Origin of the sequence: Burkholderia sp. M6-3, assembly GCF_050858985.1 — a bacterium.
In the GTDB taxonomy this organism is placed as follows: domain Bacteria; phylum Pseudomonadota; class Gammaproteobacteria; order Burkholderiales; family Burkholderiaceae; genus Paraburkholderia; species Paraburkholderia caledonica.
In genome coordinates this window covers 1284792-1301863 of sequence record NZ_CP110091.1, presented here as the reverse complement: position 1 = coordinate 1301863, position 17072 = coordinate 1284792, and the positions used below count along the sequence as shown (strand labels likewise).

The window sequence follows — 17072 nt, the reverse complement described above, 5'->3', positions numbered from 1 at the left end:
TTACTCCAGCGCTGCTGCAACCAGTTCGGCGACGTCCAGCACTTCAGGACGGGGCCCAACCACGCCTTCGAGCATCGCGGTGCAATTCGGGCAGCCCACAGCGACAATCTCGGCGCCGATCCCGCGTGCGTCGTCGATACGAATGTCCGGAATGCGCCGCTTGCCCGGAATGTCGGTCAACGGGGCACCACCGCCGCCACCGCAGCAACGTCCACGCATGCCGTGGCGCTCCATTTCGACAACCTTGATGCCAATGCTCTTCAGCACGCGGCGCGGCGCTTCGGTTTCGCCGTTGTAGCGGCCCAGGTAGCACGGATCGTGATACGTGATCTTGCTGTCCGCGTAGGCAGCGAGCGCGCGCGGCGACAGCTTGCCGCTCGCGACCAGTTCATCGATCAGGGCCGTGTGATGCTGTACTTCATAGAAGCCGCCCAACGCGCGATACTCGTTGCGCAAGCTGTGCAGCACGTGGGGATCCGAGGTGACGATCTTGCCGAACGAATACTGCGAGAGCGTGCCGATCAACTTCTTGGCGAGTTGCTGGAACGTGGCTTCGTCGCCGAGACGCCGGGCCGTGTCGCCTGTGTCGGTTTCGACGCCGCCAAGCACCGCATAATCGACACCCGCGCGGTTCAGCACCTTGACGAGCGCGCGCAGCGTGCGCTGATAGCGCATGTCGAACGCACCTTCGCCGGCAATCAGCAGCACATCCACGCGACGCCCAGGCTGCGCGACCTGCACCTGCAGATCGACCGCCCAGTCATAACGCGCGCCGATGTCGTAACCATTCGAGCTGCCTGTTTCGCGCAGATTCGCGAGCGTGATCGGTCCCTTGCCCGGCACCGTGCCTTCCACGAGCGTCTGATTGCGGCGCATATCGACAATGGCGTCGACGTGCTCGATCAGCATCGGGCACTCCTGCACGCAAGCGCGGCAGGTCGTGCATGACCACAGCGTTTCTGCCTCGATCAGGCTGGAAATCAGCGGCTTGCCAGGCGCACCGCCATGCTTGCCGACCGGAATGCCGGGCGTGGGACTGCCTGCGTACTCGGCGTCCGTGCCGCCCACCATGCCCGTCACCAGATCCTGAATGAGCTTCTTCGGATTGAGCGGCTGACCGGCGGCGAATGCGGGGCACGCGGCCTCGCATTTGCCGCACTGCACGCAGGCGTCGAAACTGAGCAACTGGTTCCAGCGAAACTCCACGGGCTTGCCTACGCCGTATTCTTTCGCGTCGAGCAGCGGCGCCTTCAATGCAGTCGGCGGCACCACGTCGCGATCGTTACGCTCGGCAAAGCGCTCCTGACGCGGATGAAACGCCAGATGCAACAGACCCGCGAGCGCATGTTTCATTGGACCGCCACGTGCGGCGCCGAATGTCATCGTGAACGCCCCCACTGCGATCAGCAGCGCGACGATGATCGCGAGCGCGCCCGACATCGCCGCGGCCGGCAATGCAATGAACAACACGAGACCGAGCGCGAACGACCCGAGCAACAGCGGCAGATGATCCCACGGTCCGCGCGAAAGCCGCGCGGGTACCGCTTTCGCACCATGCCGGCGACGCCATACGAAAACCGCGCCGACCAGCATCACGAGCGCGGCAAGAAAGATCAGCTTGTCGAGCCACGGCGAATAGATCGCGAGACCGTAGTTGACGAACACAAGCGCCATCGCGAGGATCGCCCCGCCGGCGGTCGCCACGTGCGTTTTCGCAATATACGGGTCGCGCGCGACCACATGATGCAGATCGACGAAGTAGCGTTTCGGAATCGACAGCAGATTCGCCCAGCCGTATGCGCCCGCCGCCGTGGCGCGACCCACGCGCCAATACGCGGCGCGCTTCGCAAGCGCGAAAGCCAGACCCGCCATCGACAACCACAACAGCACGGTGATGACAGACACGGGGCTCATTGTCAGAAGTCCTTGCAAAGGCGCAGCGCGTCGTAAATCGCGCCGTGAATGTTGTGCATGGAGATGCAGTCGCCGACGCGAAACAGCAGGAAGCGGCCATTACCGAGTTCTTCGGAAAGCGACGGCTGCGGCTCGGATGCAAAGAGCTTATGCACGTCGACCTGCCCGCGATTGACCGACTCGGGCTTGAGCTTCCAGTACAACTCGTCGTTCGGCGTGCTGCCGTTCTCGATCACGACCTGATCGACCGCGCGCTCTTCCTGCTCCTCCGTGTACTCGTTGCGGATCACGGCGATCTTCTTGCCGTCTTCTTCGTACACTTTGTCGAGCCAGTAATTCGGTGTATGGACCACGCCCTGCGCATAGAGGCGCCGATAGAAAATCGGGAACGTGGTGCCCCCTACGTCGTCGGCCACTTTCACGTCGGGCGTGACGATCTCCACGTTCGAGCCGCGGCTCGAGATGAAATCGGCGACGCCGGCGCCGGCGTGCGTGCTCACGCCGTCGTACACGAGGACATTCTTGCCCGGCTCGACCTTGCCCGAGAGCACGTCCCACGAACTCACCGCGAGGCCTTCGTCGACGCCCCACGCCGCGACTTGCGACGTGAACGCCGAGCCGCCCGTGGCGAGCACGACGATGTCCGGTTTTTCGGCCATGATGGTTTTATCGTCGGCGGCAACACCGAGACGGCGGTCCACGCCCAGGCGCTTCGTCTCCATATCGAACCAGCGGACGATGCCTGCCATCTGCTCACGCTGCGGCGCTTTCGCCGCGAGCATGATCTGGCCGCCCACATAGTCGTTCTTCTCGAACAGCACCACGTCATGGCCGCGCGACTTCGCGACCCGCGCCGCTTCGAGTCCCGCAGGACCCGCGCCGACCACGACGACCTTGCGCTTCGGCCCGTTCGTGCGCGCAATGACGTGCGGCATGGTCGCTTCACGCGAGGTCGCCGCGTTCTGCACGCACAGCACGTCGAGCCCGTTGTACTGACGGTCGATGCAATAGTTCGCGCCGACGCATTGCTTGATTTCGTCCTCGCGGCCATCGCGGATCTTGATGACCATATGCGGGTCGGCAATCTGCGCGCGTGTCATGCCGACCAGATCGACCATGCCGCTCGCCAGCAGACGCTCGGCCTGGCCCGCGTCGCGAATACTTTGCGCATGCATGACCGGGATTTTGACGACCGACTTGATGCCGGCTGCGAGATGCACGAAAGGCTCGGGTGGCAGCGCCATCGGCGGCATGCAGTTGGCGAGCGTGTTGTGCGTATCCGCGCCGGAACCGATCACGCCGAGATAATCGATCAGGCCGCTTTCGCTCATTGCCTGCGCGATCTCTTTCAATTGCTCATGATCGAGACCGTCTTCGTGGAACTCGTCGCCGCACATGCGCAGGCCCACGCAGAAATCGGGGCCCACTGCTTCACGCACTGCTTTCAATACTTCGACGCCGAAACGCAGGCGGTTTTCGAGCGAGCCGCCCCATTCGTCGGTGCGAAAATTGGTGCGTGGGCTCCAGAACTGGTCGATCAGATGCTGGTGCGCCGCCGAGATCTCGACGCCGTCCATGCCCGCATCCTTCACACGTTTCGCGGCAGCCGCGAAGTCGGTGATAATGCGGCGAATCTCTTCCACTTCAATGATCTTTGCATTGCCGCGATGCACCGGCTCACGCACGCCCGAAGGTGACATCAGATGCGGCCAGTGCTCGCCATGAAACGCCGAGCGGCGGCCCATGTGCGTGGCTTGGATCATGATCTTGGCGCCGTGCGCGTGCATGGCTTCCGCGAGTCGCGAGAGCGGATCGATGATCTTGTCGGTCGACAGGTTCACCGACTTCCACCAGCCTTGCGGACTGTCGATGGATACCGGGCTCGAACCGCCGCATACGGCGAGGCCCACCCCACCCTTGGCCTTTTCTTCGTAGTAACGGATATAACGGTCACCGGGCAGCCCACCAGGCTCCGCATACACCTCCGCATGCGCAGTGCTGACAATGCGGTTGCGCAGAGTCAGCTTGTTCAGCGTAAGAGGCTTGAAAAGGTTCGGGTAACGCATCGCGATCGACCTCGGAATAAATGACTTCTAGTGCTATGCCGCGAGCGGCGACACTTCGAACACGCAATGGTCGTGGCCTTCCGCCGCGCATCGCGCTTCTTTCGACTGCGAAGGCGGACCCTTGCGTTGTGAATCGGGCGCCGTGTCGTTGACCCAGTCCATTGCTCCCGCGAACCAGCCGGCGAACATGTAGCAGAGCTTGCCGACTTTGCCCGGTTGCGCGAGCACGAACGACGAGTGATGCAGTTCGATACGCGCATGCGACGTGGACGGATCGCTTTCCGTGATCGTGAAGATGCCCCAGCCGCGTTGCGAAAGCCGCTTCAGGTAGTGCTCGAATACGGCCATGCCGGCGATGCCGTGCTGCTTGGCCTCCTTGTCGCACCAGAAGTACGCGGACTTATAGCCCGCCTTGTAGAGAATCTCGGCATACGTGTCGATGCCCAGCGCTTCTTCAACGGCGGTATGGTTGTTCGTGAAGAAATGGCGCGGCACATAGAGCATCGGCAGCGCGTCGGTGGTCCAGACGCCGGTGTTCGCATCGACGTCGATAGGCAGTTGAGGTTGCATGTGGAAGACTCCGTGTTTTGTGGGGCGAATCTGCGGGCTCTGCGCGCGTGAAGCTCAAACCTTCCACACTTCACCGAATACGCGGACCCAGTTCTCACCCATGATCTTTTTGATGCGCGTCTCGCTCCAGCCCGCGCGCTCCATCGCGGCGGTCAGGTTCGGAAACTCGCCGATCGTGCGGATGCCTTCGGGGTTCACGACCTTGCCGAAGTTCGTCAACTGGCGATAACGGCCCTTGTCGTGCGTGATCCAGTCGAAGAACTCGGTGCTGTAGCCTTGCGTGAAGTCAGTGCCGATGCCGACCTGGTCTTCGCCGATCAGATTCACCACGTAGTCGATTGCCTCGATATAGTCTTCGACGGTCGCGTCCGGACCGCGCTTCAGGAAAGGCGCGAACATGGTCACGCCGACAAAGCCGCCGGCGTCGGCGATCTCTTTCAGTTGTTCGTCGCTCTTGTTGCGCGGGTGCTCTTTGAGTCCCGACGGGCAGCAATGCGAATAGCACACCGGCTTTTTCGACGCCGCAATCGCTTCCGACGAAGTTTTTCCGCCGACATGCGAAAGATCGACCATGATGCCGACGCGATTCATTTCCTGGATCACTTCACGGCCATAGCCGGACAGACCGCCGTCGCGCTCATAGCAACCGGTGCCGACCAGGTTCTGCGTGTTGTAGCAAAGCTGAACCACGTTCACGCCGAGGTCTTTGAATGCCTCGATATAGCCGAGGTTGTCCTCGAATGCATGCGCGTTCTGGAAGCCGAAGATGATGCCTGTCTTGTTCTCCTTCTTCGCGCGGAAGATGTCGTCGGTCGTGCGCACGAGCGTGAGAATCTCGCCATACTCGCGGATCTGCTGCTTCATTTCGGCGATGTTATCGACGGTCTTCTGGAAGCTTTCCCACACGGACACCGTGCAGTTCACCGCGGTCACACCACCCTTGCGCATATCTTCGAACACCGAGCGCTCGAACTTGGAAATGTTCAGGCCGTCGATGATGATGCTGTTTTCGTGCAAATTGCTCATCGTGTGCTCCAGGTGTTCTTAGTAAATGGGGAAGCGCTCGCACAGCGCGAAAATCTCGCGGCGCACGCGTTGTTCGGTGGCCGCATGGCCTTCGGGGTGCTCGCGCAGCGAATCGAGCACTTCCACGATCAAGCGGCCCACGTCGCGGAACTCGTTCACGCCGAAGCCGCGCGTCGTGCCCGCCGGTGTGCCGAGGCGCACGCCCGAGGTGATCGTCGGCTTTTCCGTGTCGAACGGAATCCCGTTCTTGTTGCACGTAATGCCTGCGCGCTCCAGCGCCTGCTCGACCTGATTGCCCTTGAGGCCCTTCGGCCGCAAGTCGACCAGCAGCAGATGGTTGTCGGTGCCGCCCGTCACGAGATCCACGCCGCCCGCCTTCAGCACTTCGCCGAGCGCCTGTGCGTTGGCCAGCACGTTGTCGATGTAGGTCTTGAAGCCGGGTTGCAACGCCTCGCCGAACGCGACAGCCTTGCCGGCGATCACATGCATCAGCGGGCCGCCTTGCAAGCCGGGGAACACAGCCGAGTTGATCTTCTTTGCAATGTCTTCGTCATTTGTCAGCACGAAGCCGCCGCGCGGACCGCGCAACGTCTTGTGCGTGGTGGACGTCACCACATGCGCATGCTCGACCGGATTTGCATGACGCCCGGCCGCGATCACGCCGGCGATGTGCGCCATATCCACCATCAGCTTTGCACCGACGCTGTCGGCAATGGCACGCAGCCGCTTGAAATCCAGCGCGCGCGGATACGCCGAGAAGCCGGCGATCAGCAGCGCGGGTTTATGCTGCTGCGCAAGTTCCTCGATCTGTTCGTAGTCGATCAGCAGCGTGTCGCGGCTCACACCGTACTGCACCGCGTTGAACCACTTGCCCGACATGGCCGGCTTCGCGCCGTGCGTGAGGTGCCCGCCCGCGTCGAGCGACATGCCGAGCACCGTGTCGCCCGGCTTCACCAGCGCTAGCATGACCGCACCGTTTGCCTGCGCGCCGGAATGCGGTTGCACATTGGCGAACTTCGCGTTGAACAGTTGCTTGATGCGTTCGAGCGCAAGGGTCTCGATCTCGTCGACGTATTCACAGCCGCCGTAGTAACGCTTGCCCGGATAACCTTCCGCATATTTGTTGGTCAGCACCGAGCCTTGTGCTTCGAGCACCGCGCGTGACACGATGTTTTCCGACGCGATCAGTTCGACTTGCGACTGCTGGCGCTCGAGCTCTTTCAAAATAGCGCCGCGCACCGCCTGATCGCGCGTGGCGAGCGATTCTTCGAAGAAAGGATTCGGGTTCGACATGGAAGGTCCGTGGAATCGTTGACGGGAAGGCCCGGAAGCCGCGCTGACGCTTAGTTTGTGCGGCGCTTGCGCCCTGCTGCTACCGGCTTGCATTGCGTCTATTCTTGACGCTTGCATCGCGCGTCAATTTATGAATTCAGACGCGTTCTTTGCCTTTTCCGCCATGAGCGACCTTTTTCGACAAGTCGCCCGTGCGAGCCTGCCAATGTCGTGACCGGCGCCTCGGTAAGTACCCTGAGTACTGTCGCTCGCGCGGCCATGCGCACGTCGAACGACCGTTCCATGCTGAAGGAATTCTGAACAGCAGCTGAACGCAATGCGCGGTTAAGGTGCGGGTTTTCGGCGTCGGTGGTGCTGCTGTGGTGCTGCTGTGTGCACTCCTGGTGCCGTTTCGCGAGCGTTCCGCGCATATGCATTGCCAACCAAGGGTTTAGCCTGATGGCATGGTAGTTGCGCTAGTACGCAAAATTGAAGAAGTCGCCGCTCCCCACGGCGACGCGACACTATAGATTCCAAGGAATCACTCCTCTCATGTCCACCGATCGCACGGCGTCACTGTCGCATTTCGCCTTCATGCCCGTTCCGAACTTCACGATGATCGCATTCACCAATGCGATCGAAGTACTGCGCATGGCGAACTACCTGACGGGGCAGACGCTATATCGCTGGTCGATCGTCAGTCCCGACGGCGGCCCGGTGACGGCAAGCAATGGTTTGTCGGTCGATACGGGTCCCGTCGAATGCGTCGGCCAGCCGGATATCGTGTTCGTAATCGGCGGCATCGACGTGCAACACGCGACCACGCCGGCCCATTTGTCCGCATTACGCCGTTTCGCCCGCATGGGTTGTGTGCTCGGCAGCCTGTGCACGGGCACCTATGCGCTCGCGCGTGCCGGGTTGCTCGCGGGCTACGCCTGTGCGATTCACTGGGAGAACATGTCGGCGCTTAAAGAAGAATTCCCCGACACGCGTTTTCTGAAAGAACTGTTTGTGATCGATCGCGACCGTGTGACATGCACAGGCGGTGTCGCGCCGCTCGACATGATGCTGAACCTGATCGCTCCGCGCGTCGGGACCGCGCGTGTGACGCAGATCGCCGAGCAGTTCATCGTCGAACATGTGCGCGATACGAGCGCGCAACAGAAAATGCCGCTGGTCGCGCGACTCGGTTCGGCCAACAAGTCGCTGTTCGAAGTGATCTCGCTGATGGAGAACAACATCGAGGAGCCGCTGTCACGCGAGGAACTGGCGAGACTCGCCGGCATGTCGCAAAGGCAGTTGCAGCGCCTTTTCCGCGAGCATCTGGGGATGACGCCCACGCATTACTATCTGACGCTGCGTTTGCGACGCGCGCGCGAACTGCTGCTGCAAACCGACATGTCGATCATGAACATCACGATGGCTTGCGGTTTTCAGTCCGCCTGCCACTTTTCGAAAAGTTATCGCGACGCGTTCGGCACCGCGCCCACGCGTGAGCGTCGCAAGCAATCGCCTTCGCTGTCGCCGTCACCGGTCATGGCGGCCTGAAGAGCGCCAGTACTCGCCAGCGTCAAAGAAAAACGCGTTGAACGGATCTCCGTTCAACGCGTTTCTTGATTGGCCGCCTCTAGTTTCTTGCGATGCTCACGCCGCCTTCAGCAAGCCGTGCGGATCGATAACGAATTTGCGCGGCGCGCCGCCGTCGAATTGACGGTAACCATCAGGCGCCTGATCGAGCGACACCACGGTCACGTTGACGATGTCGGCAATCGGCAAGCGGTCCCACAAGATCGCCTGCATGAGGTTGTGGTTGTACTTCATCACCGGCGTCTGGCCCGTATGGAACGAGTGCGACTTGGCCCAACCGAGCCCGAAGCGGATGCTCAGACTACCCTTGCGAGCGGCCGCGTCGACGGCACCCGGATCGTCGGTCACGTAAAGGCCCGGAATGCCGATCGCGCCTGCTGCGCGCGTGATCTCCATCAGCGAGTTCAGTACCGTGGCCGGCGCTTCCTCATGCGAGCCGCTGCTTCCATGACCGTGCGCCTCGAAGCCAACGCAGTCCACCGCGCAATCCACTTCCGGCTTGCCGAGAATCTGTTCGATCTGTTCGCCAAGCGTCGCGTCTTTCGACAGGTCGACGGTCTCAAAGCCCATCTTGCGCGCATGCGCAAGACGCTCCTCGTTCATGTCGCCGACAATCGTGCAGGCCGCGCCCAGGAGGCGCGCCGACGCGGCTGCCGCCATGCCGACCGGCCCCGCGCCTGCAATGTAGACGGTCGAACCCGGCTTCACGCCCGCCATCACTGCGCCGTGATAACCGGTCGGCAGAATGTCGGACAGACAGGTGAGGTCGCGGATCTTCGACATGGCCTGCGCGCGATCGGGGAATTTCAGCAGGTTGAAGTCGGCGTACGGCACCAGCACGTACTCGGCCTGTCCGCCAATCCAGCCACCCATGTCGACATATCCGTAAGCGCCGCCCGCGCGCGACGGATTGACGTTCAGGCATACGCCCGTGTGCTGCGACTTGCAGGTCGGGCAGCGACCGCAGGCCACGTTGAACGGCACCGACACCAGATCGCCGATGCTCAGCGTCTCGACGTCGCGACCCACTTCGATCACCTCGCCGGTAATCTCGTGGCCGAGCACGAGGCCCACCTCGGCGGTCGTGCGGCCGCGCACCATATGCTGATCGGAGCCGCAAATATTCGTGCTCACGACCTTCAGAATTACGCCATGGCCGATCGCGCGGCCACGTGGATCGACCATCTTCGGATAGTCGATCGACTGCACTTCCACCTTGCCCTGCCCGAGATATACGACGCCGCGATTGCTGCTCATTGAATGTCTCCGTGTCTTGTGAGAGACGCGCGGATTGTGTGCCACGCGCCGTTCAACGAGCGTAGCGCCCGCTGCGAGCAATCACCTGCATGGAACCCGACATGGGTTTGGCCGTAACCGACATGGCCGCGGACGCCAGTCTTTATTGATTGACCGTTCAATATAAAAAACCTACCATGCGCCGATTGAATATGTGGTCTTCGCTAGCTGCGAGTCGTCCAATCTTCACACCATCAACATGCCCAAGCTCGGAATGCGCGAAATTCGCCGCGCCCAATTGATCGACGCCACGCTGCTCACCATCGACCAGACTGGGCTAGCGGGCGCGACGCTGGCATCCGTCGCCCAACGCGCAAGCATTTCCACGGGCATCGTCAGCCACTATTTCGGCGATAAGGACGGCTTGCTGGAAGCCACCATGCGGCACGTGTTGCGCGATCTGTGGCAGGCCACTTCGCGTCGGCGCCGCGCGGCAAAGGCCGACCCGCGTTCCAGGCTGCGAGCGGTAGTCGCCGCCAACTTCGATGCGGAGCAAACGAGCGCGCCCGTCATGAAGACGTGGCTCGCCTTCTGGTCGGAGAGCATGCACAAGCCGCATTTGCGTCGGCTTCAATACGTGAATACGCGGCGTCTGAACTCGAATCTGTGCGCCGATTTTGCGAAAGCGATGCCACGCGCAGCCGCGCGGCGGGCGGCGAGCGGGCTCGCTGCGCTGATCGACGGACTGTGGTTGCGCGGCGCGCTGTCGGGCGAACCGTTCGACACCAAAGCGGCGCTACGTGTGGCAAACGAATACATCGACCTGGTGCTGGCGGCGCGCGATTCGGCGTAGATCTGCCAGACAGGAACCAGCGATATCTTCACAAAGGAGCAAGTCATGGCGGTATTCCCAACGCAACGTCTCTATATCGGCGGCACCTATCTGGACGCGACCGGCGGAGAAACTTTCGACACCGTCGACCCCGCCAACGGCGAAACGCTCGCTACCGTCCAGCAGGCGAGTGCCGCGGACGTGGACCGCGCGGTGCAATCCGCTCGTGAAGGTCAGCGCGAGTGGGCCGCGCTCACGGGCATGCAACGTTCACGCATTCTGCGTCGCGCGGTCGACATTCTGCGCGAGCGCAACGACGAACTCGCCGCACTCGAAACGCGCGACACAGGTAAGCCGATTGCGGAAACGCAGGCCGTGGACATCGTCACGGGCGCGGACGTGATCGAGTATTACGCGGGCCTTGCCACCGCTATCGAAGGGCAGCAGATTCCGTTGCGGCCGACGTCGTTCGTGTACACGCGGCGCGAGCCGCTCGGCGTATGCGCGGGTATCGGCGCATGGAACTATCCGATTCAGATCGCGTGCTGGAAGTCGGCGCCAGCGTTAGCCGCGGGCAATGCGATGATCTTCAAGCCGAGCGAAGTCACGCCGTTGTCGGCTTTGAAACTCGCCGAAATTTACACGGAGGCCGGCGTGCCGGCCGGCGTGTTCAACGTCGTGCAAGGCGACGGCCGCGTGGGCGCGATGCTCGCCGCGCATCCGGACATCGAGAAAATCTCGTTTACGGGCGGCGTGGAAACCGGCAAGAAGGTGATGTCGATGGCGGGCGCATCGTCGTTGAAGGAAGTGACGATGGAACTCGGCGGGAAATCTCCCCTGCTCGTTTTCGACGACGCGAATCTCGAACGCGCCGCCGACATCGCGATGAGCGCCAACTTCTTCAGCTCGGGCCAGGTCTGCACGAACGGCACACGTGTTTTCGTGCAACGCAGTGTGCTCGAACAGTTTGAAGCTTTAGTGCTGGAGCGTGTGAAGCGCATCCGCGTGGGTGCGCCAGGCGACGCCTCGACCAATTTCGGCCCGCTCGTTAGCGCTGCGCAATTGCAGAAGGTGCTCAGCTATATCGATAGCGGCGTTCAGGAAGGCGCCCGGTTGATTGCGGGCGGGAAGCGCCTGAGCGAAGGCCATTTCGGCCAGGGCCAATACGTCGAACCAACTGTGTTCACCGGCTGCCATGACGACATGCGCATCGTGCGCGAGGAAATCTTCGGCCCGGTCATGAGCATTCTGGTTTTCGACGATGAAGACGAAGCCATCGAGCGTGCGAACCGCACCGCTTACGGCCTCGCCGCCGGTGTCGTCACCGACAATCTGGCGCGCGCGCATCGGGTGATTCATCGGCTCGAAGCCGGCATTTGCTGGATCAATACATGGGGCGAGTCGCCGGCCGAGATGCCAGTGGGCGGCTACAAGCAATCGGGCGTGGGCCGCGAGAACGGCATTACCACGCTCGAGCATTACACACGCATCAAGTCCGTGCAGGTCGAGCTCGGTCCGTATCAACCGGTGTTTTGAGGAGCGCAGCCATGACTTCGAACGAATACGACTACATCGTTGTCGGCGCCGGTTCGGCGGGTAACGTGCTGGCGTCGCGTCTCACCGAAGACGCCGACGTCACGGTGCTGCTGCTCGAAGCCGGCGGCCCCGACTATCGCTTCGATTTCCGCACGCAGATGCCCGCCGCGCTCGCCTATCCGTTGCAAGGGCGCCGCTACAACTGGGCGTATGAGACGGACCCCGAGCCGCATATGAACAACCGTCGCATGGAGTGCGGCCGCGGCAAGGGACTAGGCGGGTCGTCGCTGATCAACGGCATGTGCTATATCCGCGGCAATGCGCTCGATTACGATGGTTGGGCCACGCGGCGCGGTCTGGAAAACTGGACCTATCTGGACTGCCTGCCCTATTTTCGCAAAGCCGAAACACGCGACGCAGGGCCGAACGCCTATCACGGCGGCGACGGTCCCGTGCACGTGACCACGAGCAAGCCCGGCAATAACCCGCTTTTCGCAGCGATGGTCGAGGCCGGCGTCCAGGCGGGCTTTCCGCGCACCGACGATCTGAACGGCTATCAGCAGGAAGGCTTTGGTCCGATGGACCGCACTGTCACGCCCAACGGCCGGCGCGCCAGCACCGCGCGCGGCTATCTGGATCGCGCGAGAGCTCGCGCGAACCTGACCATCGTCACGCATTCGTTGAGCGATCGTGTGCTGTTCTCCGGCAAACGCGCGGTAGGCGTCGCGTATCTGCACAACGGCGCGACGGTGAATGCCCACGCGCGCCGGGAAGTACTGGTATGCAGCGGCGCGATCGCATCGCCGCAATTATTGCAACGCTCCGGCGTGGGTCGCTCCACGTGGCTGCGTGAACTCGACATTCCTGTTGTTCACGATCTGCCGGGGGTCGGCGAAAACTTGCAGGACCACCTGGAGATGTACATTCAGTACGAGTGCAAGGAGCCCGTCTCGCTCTACCCTGCGTTGCAATGGTGGAACCAGCCGGCTATCGGGCTCGAATGGATGCTCAACGGTACGGGCATCGGCGCGAGCAATCAGTTCGAAGCGGGCGGCTTCATCCGTACACGCGACGACGACTTGTGGCCCAACATCCAGTACCACTTTCTGCCGGTGGCGATCAATTACAACGGCTCGAACGCGATCAAGATGCATGGCTTTCAGGCACACGTCGGCTCGATGCGCTCGCCGAGCCGCGGGCGCGTGAAGCTCACATCGCGCGACCCGGCCGCACATCCGAGCATTCTCTTCAACTACATGGCCGATCCGCTCGACTGGCGCGAGTTCCGCGACGGCATCCGCATTACGCGCGAGATCATGCGGCAGCCGGCGCTGGATCGTTATCGCGGACGTGAGCTGAATCCGGGCGCTGAACTGACAACAGACGCCGAGCTGGACAGTTTCGTGCGGGCGCGGGCTGAAACGGCGTTTCATCCTTCCTGCTCGTGCAAGATGGGTTATGACGACATGGCCGTGGTGGACAACGAGGGCCGCGTGCACGGCTTGCAAGCGCTGCGCGTGGTGGATGCGTCGATCATGCCGCTCATCACCACGGGCAATCTCAACGCCCCGACCATCATGCTGGCGGAGAAGATCGCGGACCGCATTCGTGGGCGCGAGCCGTTGGCGCGCGTGGACACACCTTACTTCGTCGCGAATGGCGCGCCTGCCAGGAAGCGTGAACGAGCGACCGTCTGAGTTCCGCGTTCAGGATTCCGGTTTCCGGATTCCAGGTTTCCGCCCGGGCGGCGAGCTCTTGCCGCCCATAACTTTTTCTTGACCCTCTCGCAAGTTATCCTCGATTGTCAGCGCTCGGCGAAAGCCTGATAGTGCTGCGTCAGCACACCTGTCGATAACAATTCAAGGAAACCGCTGCATATGAAAGTAAAAGCCGTGAGCGTAATGACGACCGCCGTCTTCGCGCTGGGCGCAATCGCACCGGCAAGCCATGCAGCCGGCGGGACCGATGGCGCCATCAAAAACGTAGTGGACTCGGCAATCGAACCGCTGATGGCGAAATACCATGTGCCAGGCATGGCGATCGGCGTGATCGCGAACGGCAAGACCTATGTGTTCGACTATGGCGTGGCGTCGCTACAGACAGGCAAGCCTGTCGCGCAGCGCACGCTATTCGAAATCGGTTCTGTCAGCAAGACATTTACCGCGACGCTCGCCGCCTACGCGCAACTCAGCGGTCAACTGAAGCTGTCGGACGAGACGCAGAAATATTTGCCGTCATTGCGAGGTAGCGCGTTCGGCAAGGTGAGCCTTCTGAACCTGGGCACGCACACGCCCGGCGGTCTGCCGCTACAGGTACCCGACGACATTCATGACAACGCCCAGCTGTTGCAGTACTTCAACGCATGGAAGCCCGCGTACGCGCCCGGCACTTACCGCACGTATGCGAATCCCGGTATCGGCACGCTTGGTCTGATCACCGCGAGAAGCATGGGCCAGGACTTTGCGCCGCTAATCGAGCAGCACATGTTTCCCGCGCTCGGCATGAGGAGCAGCTATATCCACGTTCCCACGGCGAAAATGTCCGACTACGCGCAGGGCTATACGAAAGATGGCGCACCGGTCCGCATGAAAGGCGGCGTTCTCGCCGACGAAGCGTACGGCGTAAAAACCACCGCCGCAGACATGGTCCGTTTCGTTCAGGCGAACATGGACCTGATCGACGTGGACAGCAAGCTTCAGCGCGCGATTACGGCCACGCACATTGGCTACTTCAAGGCCGGCGTGCTGACGCAAGACCTGATATGGGAGCAATACGCGTATCCAGTCGCACTCTCCGCTCTGCATGAAGGCAACGCGCCCGCCATGGCGGTCACTCCGACACCGGCCGCTGCGATCGATCCGCCGCTGCCGCCACAGCAGAACGTGTGGATCAACAAGACCGGTTCGACAAATGGTTTCGGCACCTATGTCGCCTTCGTGCCTCAGAAACGCTTGGGGGTCGTGTTGCTTGCCAACAAAAACTTCCCCATCGAGGACCGCGTCAGCGCGGCGTATCGGATCATGTCGGCACTCGTCGCGAGCTCACAGTAGCGACGAGAAGCGCGATCGCGCCACGGCGCAGCGGACAGGCAACCGCTGCGCCGTGGCGGGCGAACGCTTCTACTCGCGCGCCGGACTGAGCACGCCGTGCGCGTCGCTCTCCACGGCTTCCGACACAAGCGTCTCGAGCGCGAGTCCACGGGTTTCGATGCCGAGTACCCACACGGCGGCTGCCGCTATGACGAAGCACATCGCGCCAAGCGAGAACACGCCGCCCTGGCCGAACACCGGCAACACGACGCCCACCACATACGGCCCGATCAGCGAGCCGACACGACCAATCGCCGAGGCGAAGCCCGAACCCGTGGCGCGCGCGCCGGTGCCGTAGAGCTCCGGCGTATAGGTGTAAAGCACAGCCCACATTGCAAACAGAAAGAACTGCATTGCAAGCCCCGCGCAGATCAGCAACGTGGGCGTCTGGGCATGGAGCGCAGTTTGCCCGTATACGTAGGCCATTACCGCACTGCCCGCAAGCGACGCGATACAGGTCGGCTTGCGTCCCCAGCGTTCAACCAGCCATGCCGCGCAGATAAAACCCGGAATACCGCCGAGAGAGATCAGCACCGTGTACAACACTGACTTCGTCACCGCGAAGCCGGCCTGCTGCATCAGCGCGCCGAGCCATGACGTCAGACCGTAAAAGCCGAGCAACGCAAAGAACCACAACGTCCACACCATGACCGTTCGACGCCGGTAAGCCGCGCTCCATATCTCGCGGAACGCGCCGGCGCCTTTGGCAGCCACCGGTTCGGCTAGCATGACCGGCGCGCGCAGCTGGCTCAGCCCCGCGGACTTCATGACCTTCACTTCGATGTCGGCGAGAACTTTGTCGGCGTCGCCGAGACGTCCGCGATGTTCGAGCCAACGCGGCGATTCCGGCACGATGCGTCGCACGACGAGCACGAACACGGCGGGAATCGCGAGTAACGCGAACTCCGTTCGCCAGCCGAAGGTCGGCAGCACGAAGTACGACACCACGCCTGCCGTGATGAAACCGAGCGGCCAGAAGCCGTCCATTAACGCGATCAGACGCCCGCGCGAAGAAGCCGGAACGAATTCCGACAGGAGCGTTTGCGCGATCGGGAACTCCATGCCCATGCCGAAGCCCAGCAGCACCCGATAAAAGATCAGCGCTTCGACACTCTGCGCAGTCGAGCACAGATAGGAAGCGAGACCCCAAAGCACCATGCTCCATTGAAACACCGGTCGGCGCCCGAAGCGATCCGCGAGCAAGCCGGCGACCGCCGCACCGCCCACCATGCCGAAGAAACTTGCACTCGCGACGAGGCCGGCGGTCGCAGTCGACAAACCGAACTCGGTCTTGATCGAACCGAGTACGAAGGTCATCGTGCCGAGGTCGACGGAATCGAAGAAGAACGCAATCGCGATAATGATGAAGATGGTCCGGTGATAGCCGGAGAACGGCAGCCGTTCGAGTCGCGCGGCGGCGCTCGCGCGAGACTGAGAAGCGGTAGGCATGGCATCCCCTGAAGATTGCGGCGCGGCCGCGAGTGATGTTTCGATGAGCACATTCAGTAGACGCCGACATAAATCGGCTACATAGAAGAAATACGTCATCGGGATGGAACGGGGGCGTCGTTCAACCATCCTCGCGCTGATAGGCTGTACCGGCCTCCGGCCGGGCGCGATGCAACAGCTACACGCTACCCGCTATGCGCGCAGCCGCGCACGCGCCGCGCTCGCAACGCGCGCGAGCGCGTCCGCGCTCAGCCGGGCGGCGATTTTCTGCACATATTCGTGGTGGCGCGCCTGCAACGGCGCGCCCAGTTGCTGTGCGAGTAGATAGCGGATCAGCGCGATGCGCCGGTGCCGCAGCAGCATGCTCTGATCGAGCAGCGCGAGCGCGGCATCGGCATCGCCTTGCTGGCATGCGCGCTCGGTGAGGCGCGCAGTGACGACACGGGTCGACGTCATGTGAGTCGGGCAGCGCGAAAGCCGCGAGCGGTCCACGGG

Annotated in this window: 13 protein-coding genes; 5 read left to right on the top strand and 8 right to left on the bottom strand. The window is 62.2% G+C overall.

From position 1 onward, the window contains the following. From OH764_RS23095 to OH764_RS23075, 5 genes are read right to left on the bottom strand one after another with little or no spacing between them, the layout of a single operon-like run. A complete protein-coding gene (locus OH764_RS23095; protein WP_498850945.1) occupies window positions 1–1914 on the bottom strand; it encodes a (Fe-S)-binding protein in 1914 nt (637 codons plus the stop codon). A 2-nt stretch (window positions 1915–1916) separates the two neighbouring features. Next, window positions 1917–3980 carry an oxidoreductase gene (locus OH764_RS23090; protein ID WP_498850944.1) on the bottom strand — a complete coding sequence of 688 codons (2064 nt, stop codon included), beginning with the start codon at window positions 3978–3980 and terminating at the stop codon, window positions 1917–1919. 33 nt (window positions 3981–4013) lie between these two features. Beyond that, on the bottom strand, window positions 4014–4550 hold the full coding sequence (locus OH764_RS23085; protein ID WP_020067501.1) for a DUF5943 domain-containing protein: 537 nt from the start codon (window positions 4548–4550) through the stop codon (window positions 4014–4016). A gap of 54 nt (window positions 4551–4604) precedes the next feature. Next, complete coding sequence (locus tag OH764_RS23080) at window positions 4605–5576, bottom strand: dipeptidase (protein ID WP_110406476.1); 972 nt, start codon at window positions 5574–5576, stop codon at window positions 4605–4607. Between the two features lie 18 nt (window positions 5577–5594). Next, window positions 5595–6869 (bottom strand): serine hydroxymethyltransferase, encoded by a 1275-nt coding sequence (locus OH764_RS23075; protein WP_498850943.1) that lies wholly within the window; start codon window positions 6867–6869, stop codon window positions 5595–5597. 531 nt (window positions 6870–7400) lie between these two features. Between OH764_RS23075 and OH764_RS23070 the strand changes: the two genes are divergently transcribed. Further along, window positions 7401–8396, top strand: coding sequence for a GlxA family transcriptional regulator (locus OH764_RS23070; RefSeq protein WP_498850942.1), 996 nt, complete (start codon window positions 7401–7403; stop codon window positions 8394–8396). 96 nt (window positions 8397–8492) lie between these two features. On the opposite strand, the gene fdhA is transcribed toward OH764_RS23070, so the two are convergent. After that, window positions 8493–9692 (bottom strand): formaldehyde dehydrogenase, glutathione-independent, encoded by a 1200-nt coding sequence (gene fdhA, locus OH764_RS23065; protein ID WP_020067497.1) that lies wholly within the window; start codon window positions 9690–9692, stop codon window positions 8493–8495. A 238-nt stretch (window positions 9693–9930) separates the two neighbouring features. Here fdhA and betI point away from each other — a divergent pair, with 238 nt between their 5' ends. The 4 genes from betI to ampC all read left to right on the top strand — a co-directional run bounded on the left by betI (window position 9931) and on the right by ampC (window position 15089). After that, window positions 9931–10524, top strand: a complete 594-nt coding sequence (gene betI / locus OH764_RS23060; RefSeq protein ID WP_498850941.1) for a transcriptional regulator BetI — start codon at window positions 9931–9933, stop codon at window positions 10522–10524. Window positions 10525–10569: 45 nt separating this feature from the next. After that, entirely contained in the window at window positions 10570–12039 is a 1470-nt protein-coding gene (gene betB, locus OH764_RS23055; RefSeq protein WP_498850940.1) for a betaine-aldehyde dehydrogenase, read from the top strand. 11 nt (window positions 12040–12050) lie between these two features. Continuing rightward, a complete protein-coding gene (betA, locus tag OH764_RS23050) occupies window positions 12051–13736 on the top strand; it encodes a choline dehydrogenase (protein WP_498850939.1) in 1686 nt (561 codons plus the stop codon). Window positions 13737–13916: 180 nt separating this feature from the next. Then, entirely contained in the window at window positions 13917–15089 is a 1173-nt protein-coding gene (gene ampC / locus OH764_RS23045; protein WP_498850938.1) for a serine hydrolase family protein, read from the top strand. A 69-nt stretch (window positions 15090–15158) separates the two neighbouring features. Here ampC and OH764_RS23040 read toward each other — a convergent pair whose 3' ends face one another. Together OH764_RS23040 and OH764_RS23035 are read right to left on the bottom strand one after the other, a co-directional pair. Next, the gene (locus OH764_RS23040) at window positions 15159–16577 is read right to left on the bottom strand and encodes an MFS transporter (protein WP_498850937.1); all 1419 of its coding nucleotides are present in this window, start codon (window positions 16575–16577) and stop codon (window positions 15159–15161) included. A 192-nt stretch (window positions 16578–16769) separates the two neighbouring features. Beyond that, entirely contained in the window at window positions 16770–17033 is a 264-nt protein-coding gene (locus OH764_RS23035) for a hypothetical protein (protein WP_498850936.1), read from the bottom strand. Window positions 17034–17072: the final 39 nt, after the last annotated feature.